18 protein-coding genes are annotated in these 20,321 nt (G+C 47.4%); 17 read left to right on the forward strand and 1 reads right to left on the reverse strand.

Going from position 1 to position 20,321, the window contains the following annotated elements:
- Window positions 1-767 precede the first annotated feature (767 nt).
- The 14 genes from rpsL (at window position 768) to glpK (ending at window position 16,601) form a co-directional block, all read left to right on the forward strand.
- Window positions 768-1,139 carry a 30S ribosomal protein S12 gene (gene rpsL, locus ACO5JD_RS06290; protein WP_021626910.1) on the forward strand — a complete coding sequence of 124 codons (372 nt, stop codon included), beginning with the start codon at window positions 768-770 and terminating at the stop codon, window positions 1,137-1,139.
- A gap of 76 nt (window positions 1,140-1,215) precedes the next feature.
- Window positions 1,216-1,686 (forward strand): 30S ribosomal protein S7, encoded by a 471-nt coding sequence (gene rpsG / locus ACO5JD_RS06295; protein WP_021626909.1) that lies wholly within the window; start codon window positions 1,216-1,218, stop codon window positions 1,684-1,686.
- Window positions 1,687-1,718: 32 nt separating this feature from the next.
- On the forward strand, window positions 1,719-3,818 hold the full coding sequence (gene fusA / locus ACO5JD_RS06300) for an elongation factor G (RefSeq protein WP_484988493.1): 2,100 nt from the start codon (window positions 1,719-1,721) through the stop codon (window positions 3,816-3,818).
- 42 nt (window positions 3,819-3,860) lie between these two features.
- Window positions 3,861-4,169, forward strand: coding sequence for a 30S ribosomal protein S10 (gene rpsJ, locus ACO5JD_RS06305; RefSeq protein WP_021734654.1), 309 nt, complete (start codon window positions 3,861-3,863; stop codon window positions 4,167-4,169).
- Between the two features lie 248 nt (window positions 4,170-4,417).
- Window positions 4,418-5,863 (forward strand): NAD(P)/FAD-dependent oxidoreductase, encoded by a 1,446-nt coding sequence (locus ACO5JD_RS06310; protein ID WP_484988495.1) that lies wholly within the window; start codon window positions 4,418-4,420, stop codon window positions 5,861-5,863.
- Window positions 5,863-7,200, forward strand: coding sequence for an NAD(P)/FAD-dependent oxidoreductase (locus ACO5JD_RS06315; protein WP_484988497.1), 1,338 nt, complete (start codon window positions 5,863-5,865; stop codon window positions 7,198-7,200). The genes ACO5JD_RS06310 and ACO5JD_RS06315 overlap by 1 nt, the downstream gene beginning before the upstream one ends.
- Before the next feature lie 67 nt (window positions 7,201-7,267).
- Window positions 7,268-7,612, forward strand: coding sequence for a DUF1667 domain-containing protein (locus ACO5JD_RS06320; RefSeq protein WP_484988499.1), 345 nt, complete (start codon window positions 7,268-7,270; stop codon window positions 7,610-7,612).
- Window positions 7,613-7,627: 15 nt separating this feature from the next.
- Window positions 7,628-8,653, forward strand: a complete 1,026-nt coding sequence (locus tag ACO5JD_RS06325; protein WP_484988501.1) for a helix-turn-helix domain-containing protein — start codon at window positions 7,628-7,630, stop codon at window positions 8,651-8,653.
- A 221-nt stretch (window positions 8,654-8,874) separates the two neighbouring features.
- Window positions 8,875-11,574 (forward strand): vWA domain-containing protein, encoded by a 2,700-nt coding sequence (locus tag ACO5JD_RS06330; protein WP_484988503.1) that lies wholly within the window; start codon window positions 8,875-8,877, stop codon window positions 11,572-11,574.
- Window positions 11,574-12,143: a signal peptidase I gene (gene lepB, locus ACO5JD_RS06335; protein WP_484988505.1), complete on the forward strand. Its 570-nt coding sequence runs from the start codon at window positions 11,574-11,576 to the stop codon at window positions 12,141-12,143. The genes ACO5JD_RS06330 and lepB overlap by 1 nt, the downstream gene beginning before the upstream one ends.
- A gap of 59 nt (window positions 12,144-12,202) precedes the next feature.
- Window positions 12,203-13,309, forward strand: a complete 1,107-nt coding sequence (locus ACO5JD_RS06340) for a DUF7601 domain-containing protein (RefSeq protein ID WP_484988507.1) — start codon at window positions 12,203-12,205, stop codon at window positions 13,307-13,309.
- A complete protein-coding gene (srtB, locus tag ACO5JD_RS06345; RefSeq protein ID WP_484988509.1) occupies window positions 13,310-14,221 on the forward strand; it encodes a class B sortase in 912 nt (303 codons plus the stop codon).
- Between the two features lie 20 nt (window positions 14,222-14,241).
- On the forward strand, window positions 14,242-14,961 hold the full coding sequence (locus ACO5JD_RS06350; RefSeq protein WP_484988511.1) for an LPXTG cell wall anchor domain-containing protein: 720 nt from the start codon (window positions 14,242-14,244) through the stop codon (window positions 14,959-14,961).
- Window positions 14,962-15,101: 140 nt separating this feature from the next.
- Window positions 15,102-16,601 carry a glycerol kinase GlpK gene (gene glpK, locus ACO5JD_RS06355; protein ID WP_484988513.1) on the forward strand — a complete coding sequence of 500 codons (1,500 nt, stop codon included), beginning with the start codon at window positions 15,102-15,104 and terminating at the stop codon, window positions 16,599-16,601.
- A gap of 71 nt (window positions 16,602-16,672) precedes the next feature.
- Here glpK and ACO5JD_RS06360 read toward each other — a convergent pair whose 3' ends face one another.
- Window positions 16,673-16,993, reverse strand: coding sequence for a heavy metal-binding domain-containing protein (locus ACO5JD_RS06360; RefSeq protein WP_484988515.1), 321 nt, complete (start codon window positions 16,991-16,993; stop codon window positions 16,673-16,675).
- 256 nt (window positions 16,994-17,249) lie between these two features.
- On the opposite strand from ACO5JD_RS06360, the gene ACO5JD_RS06365 reads away from it, so the two are divergent.
- The 3 genes from ACO5JD_RS06365 (at window position 17,250) to ACO5JD_RS06375 (ending at window position 20,277) form a co-directional block, all read left to right on the forward strand.
- Window positions 17,250-17,852, forward strand: a complete 603-nt coding sequence (locus tag ACO5JD_RS06365) for a hypothetical protein (protein ID WP_484988517.1) — start codon at window positions 17,250-17,252, stop codon at window positions 17,850-17,852.
- Window positions 17,853-17,895: 43 nt separating this feature from the next.
- A complete protein-coding gene (locus ACO5JD_RS06370) occupies window positions 17,896-18,111 on the forward strand; it encodes a helix-turn-helix domain-containing protein (RefSeq protein ID WP_484988519.1) in 216 nt (71 codons plus the stop codon).
- 852 nt (window positions 18,112-18,963) lie between these two features.
- Window positions 18,964-20,277, forward strand: coding sequence for an anaerobic C4-dicarboxylate transporter family protein (locus tag ACO5JD_RS06375; protein WP_484988521.1), 1,314 nt, complete (start codon window positions 18,964-18,966; stop codon window positions 20,275-20,277).
- The last annotated feature ends 44 nt before the right edge of the window (window positions 20,278-20,321 follow it).

The raw sequence follows: 20,321 nt of genomic DNA on the forward strand, positions 1-20,321 counted from the left end.
GGGGATACTCCTTCAATCAACACAGCTTTGCCTGTCAAACGCCACATTCTGTTTCAAGCGGCATCGTTCTGCTTGCCAAACGCCACGCATCATTTCAAATAACGCAGCTCTACATGCCAAACGCCACATACTCTTTCAATCAACACAGCTTTGTTTGCCAAAAGCCACACATCTCTTCAATCAGCATCGTTCTGCTTGTCAAAAGCCACGTTTCGTTTCAAACAACACGGCTTTGCTTGTCAAAAGCCACGTTCTGTTTCAGAAAAAATGTCAAAAGCCACAGATCTCTTCAATGGCCTTCACGTTTGCGCAGGTAAATTTTTTGGACATGAAGAGATATGTGGCTTTTGGCTAAAAAAGTGAAGTAGAACGTGGCGTTTGGCATTTGGTATGAAACGTAGTGTGGCTTTTGGTACCCAGCATGAAATGGAACGTGGCTTTTGGTGCCTAGTATGATTCGGAGTATTGCCATCGGCCAAACTGAACCTTTTAAACAAGCTGGATCTTTTAAACAAGCAAAACCCTGCCGCCCAGGAATAGATGGGAAAGCAGAACCTACGATGGGAAAGCAAAACCTACAGCTTGTGGAAGCTCGATGGAAGAAGTATACGCCCGGGTGCGTGGCTTTTTGACAACAGCGAGATATCAGCGTAGATTTACACCTTGCGTCAATCCAGGGATGGGGGTGCTGCCCTGCCCTTGAATAAAAACGGCGGCGTATACCACGCCAGCCTAGCAGATTTCGATTGGGTACGAAGGAGAGAGCTTTGCCTACAATCAACCAGCTCGTCCGTCAGGGTCGCGTACAGCAGCATGCTAAGTCCAAGAACGCTGCCCTCCAGCACAACCCCCAGAAGCGCGGCGTTTGCACCCGTGTCTTCACCACCACCCCCAAAAAGCCTAACTCGGCACTTCGTAAGGTGGCTCGTGTCCGTCTTGTCAACGGCATCGAGGTTACGGCTTATATCCCCGGTGAGGGTCACAACCTCCAGGAGCACTCTATCGTGCTAATCCGTGGTGGCCGTGTTCGCGACCTTCCTGGTGTCCGCTACAAGATTGTCCGCGGCGCTTACGACTGCGCAGCTGTTCAGAACCGCAAGAAGGCTCGTTCTCGCTATGGCGCAAAGCGCGCAAAGTAGTTCCGAACCCTCGGCTAGGATCGCGTTATGCATCCAGCCACCTATTAGCATTCGTTTCGTCGCTTAGGAGATTCACATGCCGCGTCGTGCAGCAGCTATTCGTCGTGAGGTTCAGCCTGACGCCGTTTACAACAACCGTCTCGTTACTCAGCTGATCAACAAGGTTCTTCTTGATGGCAAGAAGGCCACTGCTGAGCGCATCGTCTATGGTGCATTTAATCTGGTCCAGGAGAAGACCGGCGAGGATGCCCTTGCAGTCTTCAAGAAGGCTATGGACAACATTCGCCCGACCCTTGAGGTTAAGCCCAAGCGTGTTGGTGGCGCTACCTATCAGGTGCCTATGGAGGTTAACTCCCGCCGCGCAACCACCCTTGCTATCCGCTGGATGGTCAATTTCAGCCGTGCTCGCAAGGAGAAGACCATGGCAGAGCGCCTAGCCTCCGAAATTATCGATGCCTCCAATGGCGTTGGCGCTTCCGTTAAGCGTCGCGAGGACCTCTTCAAGATGGCAGAGGCTAACCGCGCCTTCTCGCACTATCGCTTCTAATCCGCGTCGAGAAGATACTGAGGAGCATTTTTATGGCTAAAAGCAAATATAGCCTCGAGCAGTTGCGCAACATCGGCATCATGGCGCACATCGACGCAGGTAAGACCACCACTACCGAGCGTATTTTGTACTACACGGGCAAGACCCACAAGATTGGCGAGGTCCACGAGGGTGCTGCAACCATGGACTGGATGGCGCAGGAGCAGGAGCGTGGCGTAACCATTACCTCCGCTGCAACTACGTGCTTCTGGAAAGATCACGTCATCCAGATCATCGACACCCCAGGTCACGTTGACTTTACTGCCGAGGTCGAGCGTTCTCTGCGTGTTCTCGACGGTGCTGTTGCTGTCTTTGACGCTGTCGCAGGCGTTCAGCCTCAGTCCGAGACCGTTTGGCGTCAGGCTTCCAACTACGGCGTTCCCCGCATTGCTTTCATCAATAAGTTTGACCGCGTGGGTGCCGACTTCTTCCATGCTATCGATACCATGAAGGAGCGCTTGGGCGCTAATGCAGTTGCAGCTCAGATTCCTATGGGTTCTGAGTCCAACTTCTGGGGCATCATCGACCTGGTCACCATGGAGGCATGGGACTTCAAGGAAGATGCCAAGGGCATGATTTATCCTGAGGTTATGGATGCCATCCCCGAGGAGTTTGTCGAGCTGGCAAATGAGAAGCGCGAAGAGCTGCTTGATGCCGCTTCCAACTACTCCGACGAGCTTATGGAAGCAGTCCTCATGGAAGAGGACATCGACGTTGACATGCTCAAGGCTGCTCTGCGTAAGGGTATCTTGGCAAATGACTTGAACCTTGTTTTTGTTGGCTCTGCTTACAAAAACAAGGGTATTCAGGAGCTGCTCGACGCTGTTGTCGACTACCTGCCCAGCCCGCTTGATATCGCTGCGACTGAGGGCACCAACCCCAAGACTGGCGAGGTCGAGCAGCGCAAAGCTGATTTCAAGGAGCCCTTTGCAGCTCTGGCGTTCAAGATTATGACCGACCCTTACGTCGGCAAGCTGACCTACTTCCGCGTGTACTCTGGTCGTGCCGATGCAGGTAGCTATGTCTACAACGTCAACAAGGACAGCCGTGAGCGTTTGGGTCGCATCCTTGAGATGAATGCAAACGACCGTGTTGACCGCGAGGAGTGCTCTGCTGGCGACATCGTTGCATGCGTTGGCTTCAAGAACACCACCACCGGTGACACTCTCTGCGACGAGAAGCACCCCATCGTGCTTGAGTCCATTGAGTTTGCAAAGCCTGTTATCGACGTTGCCGTTGAGCCCAAGAGCAAGGCCGAGCAGGAGAAGATGGGCGTTGGCCTGCAAAAGCTGGCCGAAGAGGACCCGACCTTCCAGGTTCACACCGACCATGAGACCGGTCAGACCATCATTGCCGGTATGGGTGAGCTGCACCTCGAGATCATTGTTGACCGTCTCCGTCGTGAGTTCAAGGTCGACTGCAACGTTGGTAAGCCCCAGGTTGCTTATCGTGAGACTGCAGGACATGAAGTCAAGCATATCCAGGGTAAGTTTGTCCGCCAGTCCGGTGGTCGTGGTCAGTACGGTGACGCCATCATCGATATGGAGCCCAACGAGGAGGGTAAGGGTTACGAGTTTATCGACGCTACTGTCGGTGGCTCTATCCCCAAGGAGTACATCCCCTCTGTTGACAAGGGCATCCAGGAAGCTCTGGAGAGCGGCGTAATCGCTGGCTACCCTGTTCAGGACATCAAGGTTACCTTGGTTGACGGTTCCTACCACGAGGTCGACTCCTCTGAGGCAGCCTTCAAGATTGCTGGCTCTATGGCTATTAAGAAGGCCTTGCAGCAGTCCGATCCTGTTTTGCTCGAGCCCGTTGAGCGCGTTGACGTCGAAACCCCCGAGCAGTACATGGGCGACGTCATGGGTAACCTCTCTTCCCGCCGCGGCAAGATTGAGGGCATGGAAGACCGCAGCAATGTCAAGGTCATTCGTGCCAAGGTGCCTCTGGGCGAGATGTTTGGTTATGCTACCGACCTGCGTTCTCAGACGCAGGGCCGAGCAAGTTACACCATGCAGTTCGACAGCTATGAGCCCGTCCCCAAGAGCATCAAGGACGAAATCATCGCCAAGAACGGCGGCACCGCTTCTTAAGTCAACGACCGAGCATAAAGCTCACCGATGGAGGTACCAAAAGTGTCAAGCCAGAAGATTAGGATCCGCCTCAAGGGCTACGATCACGAGGTCGTCGACCAGTCCGCCAAGCTTATTGTCGAGACCGCTCAGAAGACCGGCGCAAAGGTTGCAGGCCCTATCCCCCTGCCTACCGAGCGCAATCTCTACACCGTCATTCGTTCGCCGCACAAGGACAAGGACAGCCGTGAGCAGTTTGAGATGCTCACCCACAAGCGTCTGATCGACATCGTCGATCCTGGTGCGTCTACGGTTGATTCGCTGATGCGTCTCGACCTTCCCGCAGGCGTCGACATCGAGATCAAGCTCTAAGCAGAGCAGACCTCGCGTCTAGCAAGCAAGTTTCAGCCCTGTCTTCCTTTGGGAGGCGGGGCTTTTCTTGTACGCAGGGGAGAAGGTGGGCGGTTGAGGAAACGCGGCATCCAGATGAGGAGTAAGCACCGCTGACGGAATGTATAGGCAAAACCCAGCAAAAGCGCGCTGCTGCCCACGTATGATGGGAAATTGACCAAGAGCGTTGGGGATGCTTTTGCCATCTCGAAAATCCGTGAGGGGGAGCTATGTACGACGTCGCCATCATTGGCTGCGGTGTTATTGGCGCCGCATGTGCATATGAGTTGTCGCACTACGACCAAAGCGTTGTAATTTTGGAAGCAAAAAACGACGTCGCAGCAGGTACAACAAAAGCTAATAGTGCCATCCTACATGCAGGTTATGATCCCGCCCCTGATACATGGATGGGTAAGTTGAATGTTCGTGGCGTAAGGCTTGCGCGTGATATTTGTCAGCGTCTTGATGTTGGCTACAAGCAATGTGGCAGCCTTGTTGTTGCATTTAGTGAAGCAGATCTTCCCACTCTCGAGGCTCTCTATCAGCGCGGTCTCGCCAATGGTGTGCCAGGTATTGAGCTAGTGGATGCGGCGCGCGCACATGAGCTAGAGCCTGAGTTATCCGATGCAGTGGTCGGTGCTCTTTGGGCCCCTACTGCCGCCATTGTCAATCCGTGGGAGTTTGCCCTTGCTATGGCAGAAGTTGCTGTGCGCAATGGTGCTGAACTGCGCCTTCGTGCTCAGGTGACCGCCGCCACACGTACGTCTGCTGGTACGTTTGAGCTTACTGTGCCCCAAGGTATTGTCAGCGCTCGCACCGTTATTAATGCCGCTGGTGTTGCAGCTGGTCAGGTTCATAATCTTATTGCGACCCCAAGCTTTCACATTACGCCAACGCGTGGCCAGTACCACCTGCTGGATCACAGCTCGGCAGGCATTGTTCGCCATGTTGTCTTCCAGTGTCCCAACGAGCGCGGCAAAGGTGTGCTGGTGGCGCCTACGGTACACGGCAACGTAATAGTTGGTCCTGATGCAGAGCCTCTGCCCGACGACCAAGCAGACAATACCGCCTGCACAGCGGCAGGTCAGGACTTTGTTGCACAGCAAGCCCTGCTTTCCATACCAAAGCTCAATCTCCGCGATAACATCCGCAACTTTGCAGGCATTCGTGCCAATGTTGATTCTGGCGACTTTATCATTGGGGAAGCCCCTGATGTCCCAGGCTGGTTTGACCTTGCAGGTATGAAAAGCCCTGGTCTTAGTTGCGCTCCCGCAGTTGCCGAAGTTGCAAGTGACTGGCTAGCCGATTGCGGTATCCGTGGTGCAAAAAAACAAGACTATCAAGATGGCCGCACTCATATTCGTTTTGTTGAGCATACGCCTGATGAGCGCGCGCGGCTAGTTGCCCAGGATCCCGCTTATGGCCGCATAATTTGCCGTTGCGAAACGGTAACCGAGGCAGAAATCATCCAAGCCCTTCACGAGGAAATTCCAGCCACAACGATTGATGGTGTTAAACGTCGTGCTGGTACGGGCATGGGTCGCTGCCAAGGAGGCTTCTGCGGGCCGCGCATTCTTGAGCTCATCTGCCGAGAATTGGGCATGAGTCCATTGGAGGTTTTGCAAGACGAGGACGGCTCGTATGTCTTGGATTCTTTGGCAAAGGGAGGGGAGTGATGGCCATGCAAACACAGACAAACATACAGCACAATACTCCCTATGAGCTGATTGTTGTTGGCGGCGGCCCTGCCGGTCTTGCTGCTGCAAATGCTGCATGGCAAGCAGGATTGCGTCGCGTGCTTATCGTCGAGAGAGATCGCGAGCTGGGTGGCATCCTCAATCAATGCATTCACAACGGTTTTGGCCTACATCGCTTTGGTGACCAGCTGACTGGTCCTGAATATGCCGAGCGTTACGAGAATATGGTGTCAGAAACGGGCGTTGAAGTTGCCCTCGACACAATGGTTCTCTCAGTTGAGCCCGCGGCTATACCTACTTTGGATGCGGGAGAAAAACCCCTCCATCACGTTCATCTTATCTCTCAGGCTGAGGGTTATCGTGTTCTTGCCACTCAGGCAATTATCCTTGCAATGGGCTGCCGTGAACGTACTCGTGGAGCTATAGGCATTCCTGGCACACGCCCCGCGGGTATTTATACTGCTGGTACTGCTCAACGCTATATCAATATGGAGGGCTTTCTTGTTGGCAAGCGAGCAATTATTTTAGGCTCAGGGGATATAGGTCTGATTATGGCGCGACGTATGAGTCTTGAAGGTGCACATGTTGCAGCGGTTGTTGAGCTCATGCCCTATTCAGGGGGTTTATCACGCAATATTGTGCAGTGCTTGGACGATTTTGGTATTCCGCTGCTGCTTGCACATACCATCGTAGATATTCGTGGTCACAACCGTGTTGAACAAGTTGTTGTCGCAGAGGTTGGTCCCGATAACAAACCAGTGGCAGGTACCGAGCAGACCTTCGATGTGGATACGGTCTTACTTTCCGTCGGTTTGCTTCCCGAAAATGAGCTTACGCGCCAAGCGAATATTCCGCTAGACCCCCGCACGCGTGGTGCCATCGTATTTGAGGACATGCAAACCCAGGTGCCAGGTATTTTTGCTTGTGGAAATGTTGTTCAGGTGCATGATCTTGTTGACTTTGTTAGCCAAGAAGCAGAGCTTGCTGGGATAGCAGCAGCTCACTTTGTGCAAGAGGCAAACGATGAGGATGTAATAGCGCCTGTGGTGGATCTTGTGCCTGGCGATGGTATCTCATATGTTTTGCCGCAGCGCATCCGTGTCAGGGAAGGACAAACAGTAGATCTGTCCTTCCGCGTACACAAGCCGATGGGTCGCAGTCAGGTATATTTGCATAGTGAAACTACCGAAATAAAGACATTCCGTCGTCAGCGTATGGTACCAGGAGAGATGGAACATGTTAAGCTGCGTACAGCAGATCTTGTCGCATTCACCGCAGGAACCCTAAAACTTTCAGCTCGGGAAATAGGTGAATAGTTATGACAAATGTATTACATGGATCTCATCGCGCCGTTATATTAACCAAAGCAAGGGGTGACCAGTCATGACAGAAGTAATCTGCACGTGCTGCCCTCAGGGTTGTCACCTGCAAGTTGACGAGGAAAATGGATATGCCGTTACTGGTAACGGTTGTAAACGTGGTGCCGTCTATGGCCCGCAGGAACTGCAACATCCGGTACGTATTGTGACTTCAACGGTTGCGATTGCCCATGCGGCTCATCCTACGTTACCCGTGAAAACTTCAGCTGAGGTGCCCAAAGAGTGCATGAAAGATATTGTTGCAGCACTCCGTGAAGCAGAGGTTTGCTCTCCAGTTCATATGGGCGATGTGGTGCTTGCCAATGTCTGCAACACGGGTGTCGATGTTGTTGCGACGCGGTCAATGTAGTGCTAGAGAAATATCATGGATAAGGCATGTATATTTCCTTTACTGGGTACAGCATTTGAACCTGGGCATTGCGAGGAAACCGTTGAGCAGTATTTGCTTGAAGGACATCACGAATGTCATTGTATTGCAGAGTCAGAACTTAATTTTTTGCGCGGCTTTGAGAAGCCGACAATGCTAGAGCTTCAAATGCTTACACAATCCTCTGACCCATCAGTAAGGCTTTGTGCCCAATATTTTCATGCTTTTTCTTTACTTTTTGACAACAAAATAGCAGAGTCACATACTGTCTTTCTCGATATTGAGCGTGGTGCTGCGCAGTATAAGGTAAATGGCAGCTACGATGTTTCCACGCATTTTGGCAAAATGTATGCATTTGTGGCGCAGTCCGCGCAAATTACTACACACCTTGATTTACTAGGAGTTCGTAGTTTTCAACCGCTTCGTGCGCTTTGTAGCTTGCCAATACCATTTCAGATGTATTCAGGCTATTGCGCGGCTTATGCAGCGCATGTCGAGCAGCGCTATGAATATGCATTAGGTATTGTGGACTCGTTCCTTGCTTTGGCGGAACAAGAATATCCTATTGCTGAGGCATACTTACATATGCTTGCTGCGATTGAGTACATTTGCTTACATAAAGTAAATGATGCTCGCCGTGAATTTGAACGTACCGTTGAGCTGATATTACCTGATAGATTAATTTCGATTCCGTCGATATATCATAGCATGTTATCTGGTCTGGTAGAGGTGTGTATGCGTGATACATACCCTGATGAATATCGCCAAATAGTTGACGCATCTTCACGTTATTACACTGTAAGAAAAAAGCTCATGAAAATGTATATGGTAAACGTACCTGAATTTGGACTTAGTGCCGTTGAGTGGTCTATTGCCACACTAGCATCACGCGGTTGGAAGAATGCAGACATTGCATCTTATATGGGTGTTTCATTAGGTACAGTCAAACGTGTTTTATCGATTGTATTCAATAAATTAGGTGTAACTAAGCGCAGTCAACTTAGAGCAATGCTAAGTAGTTAGTAGTAATTTCATATTTTGATAAGGGTCAAAAAATTATAGAAGAAAATATAGCCATTTTTTTAATAAAACGGCCATGTTTTTTTTTTTCAATGCCTTAAAGTACTTCTTTATAAAGTACTTCTTTACTTACATAAGGAGATTTGTGCAAGTGTGTCGGATCGTGTCGCAGTAAGCCTGTACGAAAAAGAGACTATATATTAAATTCTCAGGTGGTGCTCAAAGTGAAAAAGACCAGAATCGTACAAATCCTAGGCGTCCTTTTCCTTATCTTTGTTTGCTGGGTTATTGGGTCGCTACATTCTGCAGATACATTAGCTTGGGCCAAACAAGATGATACCAATGTAACTCTAAGCGCAGTGCTGGATGATGGCATAAGTATTATCATAGAGGGATCGAGAGATATATTGCCTGAGGGTACTACCGTTAAGGCACGTAATCTTGATGAGCAGGAATCGCTTACGGCGATTGCAAATAGCATCGGTGCCAACGAGATAGATATAAGTAGTCTCAAAATAATTGAAGTATCATTACTCGATGTCCAGGGACAAAAAATTCAGCCTAGCAGTTCTGTTACCCTTACTTTCTCCCAAATGGGATTAAAAAACGATGCCGCATTTGTTTGGCGTGTAAGTAAAAATAGCGATGGTAGTTATAAAACTGAAAAAGTACCCACTAAAGAAGCCAATGCAAATAAGCTTATTGTCGAGACTGACCAACTTTCAACCTTTGCGGTTGCGTCTAAGCTAGATGTCAAAACTTCCGCAGAAGATACTAGTGATGACACAGATTCCCTTTCACAGAACAATACTTCACATGAAGATGCCATAGGGGAAAACCCTGATCATCTTGCTGCGCCAGAGAAAGCAGCTCAGATTGCTATCGATGAGAATATTTTGCCAGAAACTGATTTTGGAAATCCTCTCGCGATTATACCTAAAATGTTCTCTCGCTATACATCTGCTCTAGCAAGAGAAGGGACGACTTCGAGTGGCCCAGTAATTGGAGTAGATCATCCAGAAAATCCTGGCGATGCCATGCTCTTCAAATCAGTTGAGCCAGTTGCTGGGATGGTTAATACTTGGGATGTAACCCTTCGTATTGAAGGTAAAGACAATCCCAAGACAAGCGATATCGTCTTAGTTATTGACCGTTCTGGTAGTATGCGAGACCACGGTCGTATGTCGAGTGCTAAGGCAGCAGCTCGTGATCTTATTGCGGCTTTGCTTCCTAGTGAATATACACGTATCGCTGTTGTATCTTATGCGTCTGATGTTTCGGTTAATCAAGGACTTACTAACAATACTAGTAGTCTTACATATGCTATTAATAATCTGTCTGCTACTGGTGGTACTTTTACACAGGCCGGCATTAGGCAGGCAGAAGCGCTATTAGACAATTCTTCCGCAGATTACAAACATATTGTGTTGCTCTCTGACGGCGAGCCAACATTTAGCTACAGAATTGATAGGCCTCAAAACTATCTGCAGCGGGTTGGTGACCACTATGAGACAAGTACTGCAGTCCCTGAAGATGCATTTCTTTATCCACGTAGAGTGGGAAATGGCAATAGTATTTATACTTATATGGGATGGGGCAAGAATTATTACAACCATGGTAATAGCACTATTGCAGAAGCAGGTTTTGCCAAGGATGATGGCTATGTTATGTGGACCATTGCACTGGAAGCCGGTGCAACAGGCGATAGAATCCTTAGCGATATAGCGTCGCCTGATAAGGCGTATGTTGCAACCCCTGATCAATTACAGGAGATATTCCAAGCGATTGCAGGAAAGATAAATAGTGCCGTTAAAGACGCTTCGGTCTCTGATCCGATGGGCACAGGCTTTGTTATTCCTATTGGAAGCGTAAGTGATATTCAAGCGACACAAGGAGAAGCAACCTACGATACTGCAACGAGAAAGATTAACTGGAATATTGGAACGTTGACTAAGCCCATAACTACTGGGTCAGATATCAAGTATGCCGAGATACATTATCGAGTAGAGATCGATGACGGCATACTTAATGCTCAAGGTGAGGATGGAAATTATTCAACTAATGGTAATGCAACAGTGAAATATACTGATGCAGCAGGCGATGAACAGGAGAAAGTATTCCCTGTTCCGAAGGTGGACCCCATTCTATTAATCATTGAAAAGCATCTTTATGATAAGAATGGCAATGAAGTTACAAACAGTGATGACCAAGTATTTTCCATTCGCATAACTAGTGATCGAGGATATGACAAAACTTATCAGCTCAAGGCTGGAGAGCGTAAGGTTATGACCAATATCCGCCTTGAAGATATCTATACAGTAGAGGAAGTGGGATACCCAGCAGGTAAGAGTGCAGCTGATTATCTAAGTGAATGCAATATATATAATGCTGCAACTAATACTTTTAAGATTCGTCAGAGTTCTCCTGATTCACCGGTTTCCATTACCAATCGTGAGATTCCTACGCTCACACTCAAAAAGCAAGTGACAGGAACGCTTGGAGATAAGACAAAAAAGTTTAACTTCAATCTATCTATCAAACGAGACTCTACAACTATCCTTGACGCTGTGCAGATTAGCCTTGCAGATGGTGAGTCTAAAAACATCAAAGAAGTCCTGCCAGCTGGTGTAGTTTTGCAGCCCAAGGATAAAATAGTTATCACGGAAACTTCAGGAGATGGTTACAATATCACCTACACCATTGATAACGGATCTATACAAGATGGTACGGGTGCAACAGCCACATTTTCCCTTCTAGGTGATACAACAGTATCATTTAAAAACGAGAAAATGGACGTACCTCTGACAGGCTTAACAAGCCTAACTGGTAATTCAGTTTTGCCACAGGTCATCGCACTTGGAGGAGCAATCTCGATACTATCCGTTGTTATTACGCGTTATCGTGGTTTGAAACGGGAGGAGTGATGCCCCAGCATATTGCAGCTCATGACCCCACCAGTCAGCCCATCACAGATATGGTTAAGCAAGAAAAAAGTAATCCATCTTTAGTTGCTGAATTGATTTTACTGGCTCTTAAGTTGGCATTTGTCGTGGGTTTTGTTGCCATGGTGTTCTTGTTTCTCTTTGGTATCGTACAGGCTCCTGATGAAAGTATGGCTCCGGCACTACGTGAAGGCGATTTAGTTGTGTTTTATCGCCTGCAGAAAGACTATATAGCGGGAGATGTAGTGGTGGTACATGATGGGCAACAAACAGAGCTGCGACGGGTTATTGCGGTAGCAGGCGATGTGGTAGATTTTTCGGAAGATGGCTTGGTAATTAATGGCTATCGTCAGAGTGAAAAAAGGATCTACGTCGAAACCTTGCCATTTTCAAAAGGTATTAGCTACCCAGTGACGGTAGATAAAGGACAGGTCTTTGTAATGGGTGACAATCGTCCTGAGTCAAAGGATAGCAGGCTATACGGTCCGGTCGAGATTGACTCGGGTACTGAAGGCGAGGTAATGACGGTCATTCGAAGAAGAAATTTTTGAGGACCGTTTACATAGATGGGTAGGACGCGCGATGTCGCGCTTCATGGAAGGGAATAAAAATGAAGGAACAGAGAAAGATCGCAGGTATCGCGCTTGCTGCCTTACTTGCTTTATCGCTTACCCCCGTGAGCGCTCATGCAATTACTGCTGTTGATATTCCTAATGTCGAAAAAACACTTAATTCTAATCCTGGCACCAAAGTAACTGCCACATTTAAGTTTGAAGCTACGCCAGTTGCATTGAGTACTGGCCACGGTAATGAAAAGACATATATGGATGGTCCCGATGTCACCATTAATGACATCACACTTACTGACGCTACAAGCACCGAAAATAATAATGGCTCTACCAGTATTGTTTTTAGCAAAAATGGCAAGACTGGCGAAGCTGCCTTTCCTCATGCAGGTATATATGCTTGGACGATTAAAGAGACGCCAAATACCTATAACGGTATAGGTACGGTTGATTATGACTCTCAGGTATATACGCTCATTGTTTCAATGGGCAATGGCGGCGATAACCCAACATATGAGTCTGTAGTGGTCGTGAAAGGTGAAGCAACAAGCGTAACGAACGACAATAAGGAAAGCGGTGGCACAATTCCTTTTGTGAATAAATACACCAAGAAGACCAATGATGATCCTGCTAAGAATGTAGACCTAAAAATTGATAAGAAGGTCACAGGCAATCAGGGCGATAAGACCAAGATGTTTGACTTCACCATCACCTTTACCGCACCCGACGTTCTGCCTAACGGTAAAGATGCTGCTACCGTACTCGATGACATTACCGCGGCGGTTGCCAATGGTGCCGAGGTGACCCCTCAGGCAGCAAGTGGTACCACACGCACCTTTACCTTTAAGGCACACAACGCTTCTGATGTGACCTTCCAGGGCATACTTGAGGGTACCACCTATACTATTTCTGAAACTGCAGTAGATGGTTATACCCAGTCATATAGTGCGGTTGCAAATGGTCAGACTTCTCAAGAACAAGCTAATTTGCTTATTGGTGAAAATGAAAATAAAGGTACGATGACCAATACGTACGACGACGTGACTCCTACTGGTCTTGTGCTCAACAATCTTCCCTTCATTTTGATGGGCAGCGTGGCAATTGCTGGCGTAGTGCTCTATGGTGCTGCAAAGAGGAAGCTTGAGCAGTAAATGAATCAGCAGCTACCCCGTCGGCTGGCGCGCGGTGTCATTCGACTTACAAATTGGTTGGTCGATGGGGTAGTACTCTCTGTTTTGATGCTGGTACTTTGTTTTACAGTATATGCGGTACTAGACAACAATCGAGTGGTAACGCAGGCAGATAGCGAGCAATACGAGTCATATCGTCCAAAATCAAACGATGATCCAAGTTTTGATGAGTTGGTCGCCGCAAATTCGGATGTGTTGGGGTGGTTGACCTTATATGGGACGGGGATCGATTATCCTCTTGTCCAAGGTACAAACAATAGTGAGTATCTTAATGTCAACCCTATGGGAAAGTTTGCCCTATCAGGTACCCTTTTCTTGGACTTTCGCTGCAAACGGGATTTCTCTGCACCAAGTACAATTATCTTTGGGCACCACATGGAAAATTCTCTTATGTTTGGGGACCTAGATAAGTATGGAGACGCTGCATACTTTAACAAGCATCGTTTTGGAAACATTTATTTTGGCGGCAAAAATCATGGTGTAGAAGTATGCGCCTATTTGCTTGTGGATGCTTACGACAAGGTGGTTTATAGCACTACGGTAGGAGTTTCTCCAGCTACAGAAGAGTTTCTCGCCTATCTCAAGAAAGCAGCAAAGTACTGGACTGATGGAACTCTAAGTAGTGATGATCACATACTTGTGTTGTCTACCTGCGGATCAGGTACCAATGATCGTCATGTTGTTATCGCAAAGATTGTGGATAGAACGTTTGACAATTCTTACATCGAAAAAAGCGTAGAGCGTAGTTTGAGCGGAACAGTTGGTAAGGGGCTTGCCCTCTGGGCAAAAATTGGCTTGGGACTTTTGGTATTTCTGCTACTTGCGTGGGTCGTAGGCGCTCCCACACGTAAGCGAGATAAAAAGATCCGTTAGACAAGAGAGGATGAACTGTCATGAAAATCAGAGTAAAGAAAAAAGCGCTCAGCTCTGTTTTTGCTATGCAGCTATTTGTCCTGTGCCTGACGATGTTAGCGATTTCCCCCGCGACAAAGGCATATGCCGATGGTTCAAGCGAGCCGTTAACAATACGTCAAAGTGTTACGACAAAAGGAAATGTGCCTGAAGATTTGGACTTAGCTTTCAACTATGAGTTGATTGCGGAGGAGAATGCGCCGCTACCTATCAATTGTTCAGGTTCTTCTTGCGTCTTTGAACTGTCTGGCAATCAAAGCAAAACATTTACCTTGACAGTAGATGACACACAGACGGGCTCAGATGTCCTAATCTTTCCAAAGACAGGGGTATATATCTATCAGATACGTTGTACAACTGAGCCTTTTGAGGGCAAGGGCATTTTGAGTGTCGATAACGATGTGTATCGTATTCGTGTTGCTGTCGAAAATGATGGGGATGCAGGTCTACGAGTAGGCTGGGTCGAGATTAAAGACGAAAAAGGGGAGAAACCCGAAAGTATTGTTTATACCCATTCCTACGAAGGTGTAGAGCAGCCTAAAAAACCTGGTAAACGTCTTAGCATCTTTGGCATAAAGCTACCTCAGACAGGCGATGCTGTATGGGGACTTATCCAAATGAGTGCTACGATTTGCGCTGTTGGTGTGGTGCTCATCGTAATTGGTGTTGTAGGCCGTCGTCGCAAACGTAATCAAAAATAGCTTTTTATACCCAAAAATTGCGCTTACAGTAGTTAGGCCCTACCGTTCGCATGGGAGCTAAGATCGAGCGTATGGCGTATTTTCTATAATGAAAATACGCCATACATATTTGACTAAGCACCTGTCACGAGGGGACTGTCATGTCTGATTTGCGCTACGTCATTGCTCTAGATCAAGGAACGACTTCTAGTCGTAGTATTGTTTTTGACCAAAATCAGCAGGTAGTTGGCGTGGCACAGCGTGAGCTTACGCAATTTTTTCCTGAAGAAGGCTGGGTTGAGCATGACCCCAGTGAAATCTGGGCAAGTCAGATTGGCACGATGAACGAAGCTGTTGCGGTGTCGGGTATTGACCCCTCCTGTATTGCTGCAGTTGGTATCACCAATCAGCGTGAGACAACCGTTATTTGGGATCGCGCGACCGGGGAACCTATCTACGATGCTATCGTCTGGCAATGCCGTCGCACGGCGGGAATTGTTGATGAATTAATGTGCCAACCAGGCATGAAAGCGCATATCCGCGCCACAACGGGTCTGCTTCCTGACGCCTATTTTTCTGCAACCAAAATCCGTTGGATCCTTGACCATGTTTCTGGTGCTCAGTCGCGCGCCGAGCGTGGTGAGCTTGCCTTTGGCACTATTGATTCTTGGCTGGTTTGGAAGCTTACGGGCGGCGCGGCTCATATTACTGATGTGACTAATGCCAGTCGTACCATGCTCTATGACATCCACCGCCTTGACTGGGACGATGCAATTTTGCGTGCCCTTGATATTCCGCGCGCGCTACTGCCCGAGGTGCGTTCCAACAGCGAAATTTACGGTTACACCGATTTCATGGGTCAGCGAATTCCTGTTGCAGGCATGGCTGGCGACCAGCAGGCAGCGCTATTTGGTCAAGCTTGTTTTGATGTAGGTGATGCAAAGTGCACCTATGGTACCGGCTGTTTTTTGTTGATGAATACAGGTGACAAGGTTATAACCAGTGAAAATGGTCTACTTTCTACTATTGCCTGCCAGATTGATGGCAAGACAAGCTATGCGCTTGAAGGATCGGTATTTGTGGGTGGGTCATTGATTCAATGGCTGCGCGATGGCCTTGGCATTATTCGCAACAGCTCCGATACAGGCAAACGTGCTGCAAACGTGCCTGACACGGGCGGCGTATATTTGGTGCCAGCCTTTACTGGTCTTGGAGCGCCATGGTGGGATATGTATGCGCGCGGCACAATAGTCGGCATTACGCGTGGTACGACTGCAGACCATATCATTCGCGCAGCTGATGAGGCTATTGCGTATCAGGTTGCTGACTTAGTACGTGCGATGGAGGCTGATACAGACTCGCCGCTGACTGCGCTCCGCGTTGATGGAGGAGCTACTCGCGATGCATTTCTCATGCAGTTCCAGTCTGATATTTTGGGCAAGCAGGCCCTGCGCCCACGCATCCTTGAGACAACGGCACTAGGTGCTGCTTGTTTAGCGGGGCTTGCCACAGGCGTGTGGGATGGCCTTGATGACATCAAACAACGATGGAGCTTGGGTCATCGCTTTGATCCGGCGATGGATGCAGCGCACGCGCAACAGCTGGTCGATGGATGGCATCGTGCTGTAGACCGTAGCCGCGGATGGATTCAACCTGCATAGACGTCTAGGTTATACCCTCGGCATATCTGGTTTGTTGTACCACATCAAAGTGCTGTGGCAAGTAACTAAAGCTATTCGGTTACCACTGCTGTGCCCGAGACGGTTACCATGAGCATACTGCCGTCCTCGCCGAGAGCTTCATAGTCATAGCGCGCGCCAACAACAGCATTGGCGCCCATTGCAAGGGCGCGCTCATTCAGTTCGGCAAGAGCGGTTTCACGTGCCTCAATAAGTTCTTCTTCATAGCCTGTAACGCGACCTCCAATAAAGTTGCGGAAGCCTGCAGCAAAATCACGTGCAAAATTAATGCCTGCAATAACCTCCCCAAAAACAAGGCCCTTGTACTCTTTAATGCAATGTCCCTCGATGCTGGGTGTTGTGGTGATAATCATGGCAATCTCCTTCTCGTGCTTACTTTAATAAATTGTATTTTATGGGAAAGGTTTTCCACGTATGCGAACTTTACTTTTCTGCATGAGTTTGCAGGCGTAGTGATTTAACTTTCGCAGGATAATATCGACCATTAGCGGAATATGTAATGAGAAACGATACAATTATTCCGAATTTCATTAGACTCATAGCTAAGCTTCGCAGCGAAGATGAATACTCTTTTGAATGAGAACTTACAAAGGAGAAAGAAGCTTCATCATGAGCATTCAGATAAAAACTAGCGATGATTCAATGACGGAAAGTAAATGCTATTTTGAGAGCAACGGCAAATGGCCTAAGTGGACAAAATTCCTTGACTATTTTTCACGGGTTTGGCTCGTAGCAATACTTGCCTATTTAGTGGCTTTTCTTTGGCTATTGGTGGAGTTTTCACAAGGTAAAAATTCTATAGTACTAGCATTTCATTTTTTGATAGGCATTTGCCTTTTGACACCGTGGTTTGGCATCTCACGCGAGCTTTTTCATATTTTTTCGGCTATCACTGATAATGGAACTCCCTTTACAAGAGGTATCGTAAAGAGCTTATACCGTATGAGTCTCTTTCTTTTTGCTTTGCCGATCATTCAAATATTGGTGCAAATAGTGGTCGGAAGGCTGATACATGGACATATTCCTCTTTTTACTGTTTCGCTGGGATATGGGGGGATGCCAGACCTCAATGACTTATTTTATTCAGAAGCAGCCCAGCCAGCTATTGTGATTGGTATTGCATCGTTTTTGGTACCTGGAGTTGTTGCCATCCTTGCGAAGGTATTCTCCTATGGATGTGAATTACAAGATGAAGCAGACTATACCGTGTAGGGAGATTAGTGTATATGTTGGAAACTGCCTGAGTAGTATAACTATGTCCATTATTCTTCATGTAGATGACCTGTTGCGAAAAAAGGGCTGTACGGTACAAGAACTCGCTGATGCAGTAGGAATCTCGCGTGTCAACATGTCCCATATCAAAACAGGAGATATTCGTGCTCTGCGTCTTACCACATTAGATGGTATCTGCGACTTCTTTGATTGTCAGCCCGGCGATGTGCTTGAACACACTCTCGACGATATCGACTAGTTTTGCTGCACCGTTATTTTGTCAGCTGGCCTGCATTTTAGGCGGTCTATATTGTTAGCTGACTCCGCTCATTGTTCGCATAATTTTGTGTTTTCTGCTGGCACAGCGCTATGTCTACGTCACCCTCCACTGTTCTTCATGCGTATTGGCTTCTTTTTCATTGCGGTCTCAAAAAATGATTCGCATTCGCTATCACGTCCGAAAAAAAGGTTCCTAATTCATCATCACGTCCGAAAAGGGTTCATTTTTCACTTTTTGCTCTACAAAACGCCTGATAAATTTAACGTCGAAAAAGAAATAGGAACCAAATTGGATTGCGACGGTGGTTTTATGAACCTTTTTCAGGATGGCAGCAGCAGTGTTGTCGGACGGATGATGTGTAGTGGAAGAGGATACCTCTCTTAATACTGAGAGTTCTAAGATGTTGGAGCCAAGGGATTAAGTGTGTCTCTTTGGATATAGCTAGCCTTAGGGAACTTATAAGAAGCAAGATAAGAAGAGCCGTAATGTGCGGGGGCAAGAAAGGTCTAGCAGCACATACTAAATAAGAGATTTAAATTGATGAAGACAATCCTTGTAGTTACTATTGGCGTATTTCGTGCAGAAGAATGTATCAAAATATAACAAAACAATTACTGAACTCATCAAATCTTTGTCACTAACTTTTCCAAATCCTACACAATAGAAGAAAGATAGAAACAGAAAAGTTTAAAAAGAGCCGTTTACCGACAAAAATAAGCCACTTCCGATATGTATTATATTTTAACAAAACAATACAATACAAAAAATGTATCTTATATATATTAACCGTGCCTACGACGGGAGATTTTCAGGACGAAGAAAGGATCGATCATGATGTTCTGGATTGAGTTCGCAGTGCTCCTAGTCATTATTTTTTGGGGCATCAAAGTTGGAGGTGTATTTCTAACACTTGCGGGAGGCATTGGTGTTTTTATTTTTACCTTTATCTTTAAGGCTCCCATTGCTGATCCTCCTCTTGTTGTACTACGCATTATTCTTTGTGTCGTACTTGCCGGTGGAGCAATGCAGGCGGCGGGCGGTATTGAATATCTTGTTGCACTTGCTGAGAGGATCCTTCGTAAGCATCCCAAGTCGATTACAATTTTTGCACCTCTTGTTTCTTGGGTTTTTGTTTTTTGCTGCGGCACTGGTCATATAATCTGGAGTCTCCTGCCTATCATCAATGAAATCGCAATCGAAAACGATGTTCGTCCAGAGCGGCCAATTGCAGCTTCCATTGTTTCAAGTCAAAATGCTATCTGTGCAACCCCGCTTTCTGCTGCGACAGCTGCTCTCATTGGATTTCTTGCTGAATACGCAAGCATCAATCTCATAAGCCTTTTGCTCGTAATTATTCCTGCCACTCTTTGCGGATCTGTCGCAGCTGGTATCTTTATGTACCGGAAAGGTAGGGAGCTGGCTGATGATCCCGAATTCAGGCGCCGTGTTGCTGCAGGTGAATTTGCGCATGAAGAGACCAAAGGCAACAAGGAGAAAGCAATTGACTTCTCTCATTTTACTAGGGGAGCAAAGCTGTCCGTAGGTGTATTCATTGCTGGAATGATTGTTATTGTTTTGCTCGGTACTATTCCTGCACTTCGTCCTATGCTTGTCGATGGCACTATCCTTGGCATGACTGACATTATTCAAATATTCATGCTTATGGCTGCGGCTGTTATTTGCTTGACGATGGATGCAAAACCAGAGGACATTATGAAAACCCAGGTGTTCCAGTCTGGTGTATTTGCAGCTGTTGTTGTCATCGGTTTATGCTGGGTTGTCAATATCTTTATCGGCGCCCAAGCGACCTATCTTACAGATGTAATTTCTAAGTTTACCGATCAATATCCCTGGATTTTCATCATTGCTTGCTATCTTGTTGCCAATATTACCACTTCACAGGGTTCCACCACTGCCATAGTCATTCCACTTGGCATTGCTCTTGGTATCAGTGTACCCATGCTTGTCGCCGGATGGGTACTTGTGGGGTCTCACTTCCTAATTCCTGCAGCTTCTGAAACCCTTGCCGCACCATCTTTTGATACTGCCGGGACCACTAAAGTTATGAGTTTTACGCTTCCTTCAATCGTGATGGCACTTGTTGATTGTGGCGTAGCTTTCCTCCTTGGTTCCGTGATACTTTAGCGGGTTTTCGGACCTTATGGCTTAGCGCTGTAAGGTCCCGTTGA

Source organism: Olegusella sp., from assembly GCF_057238325.1.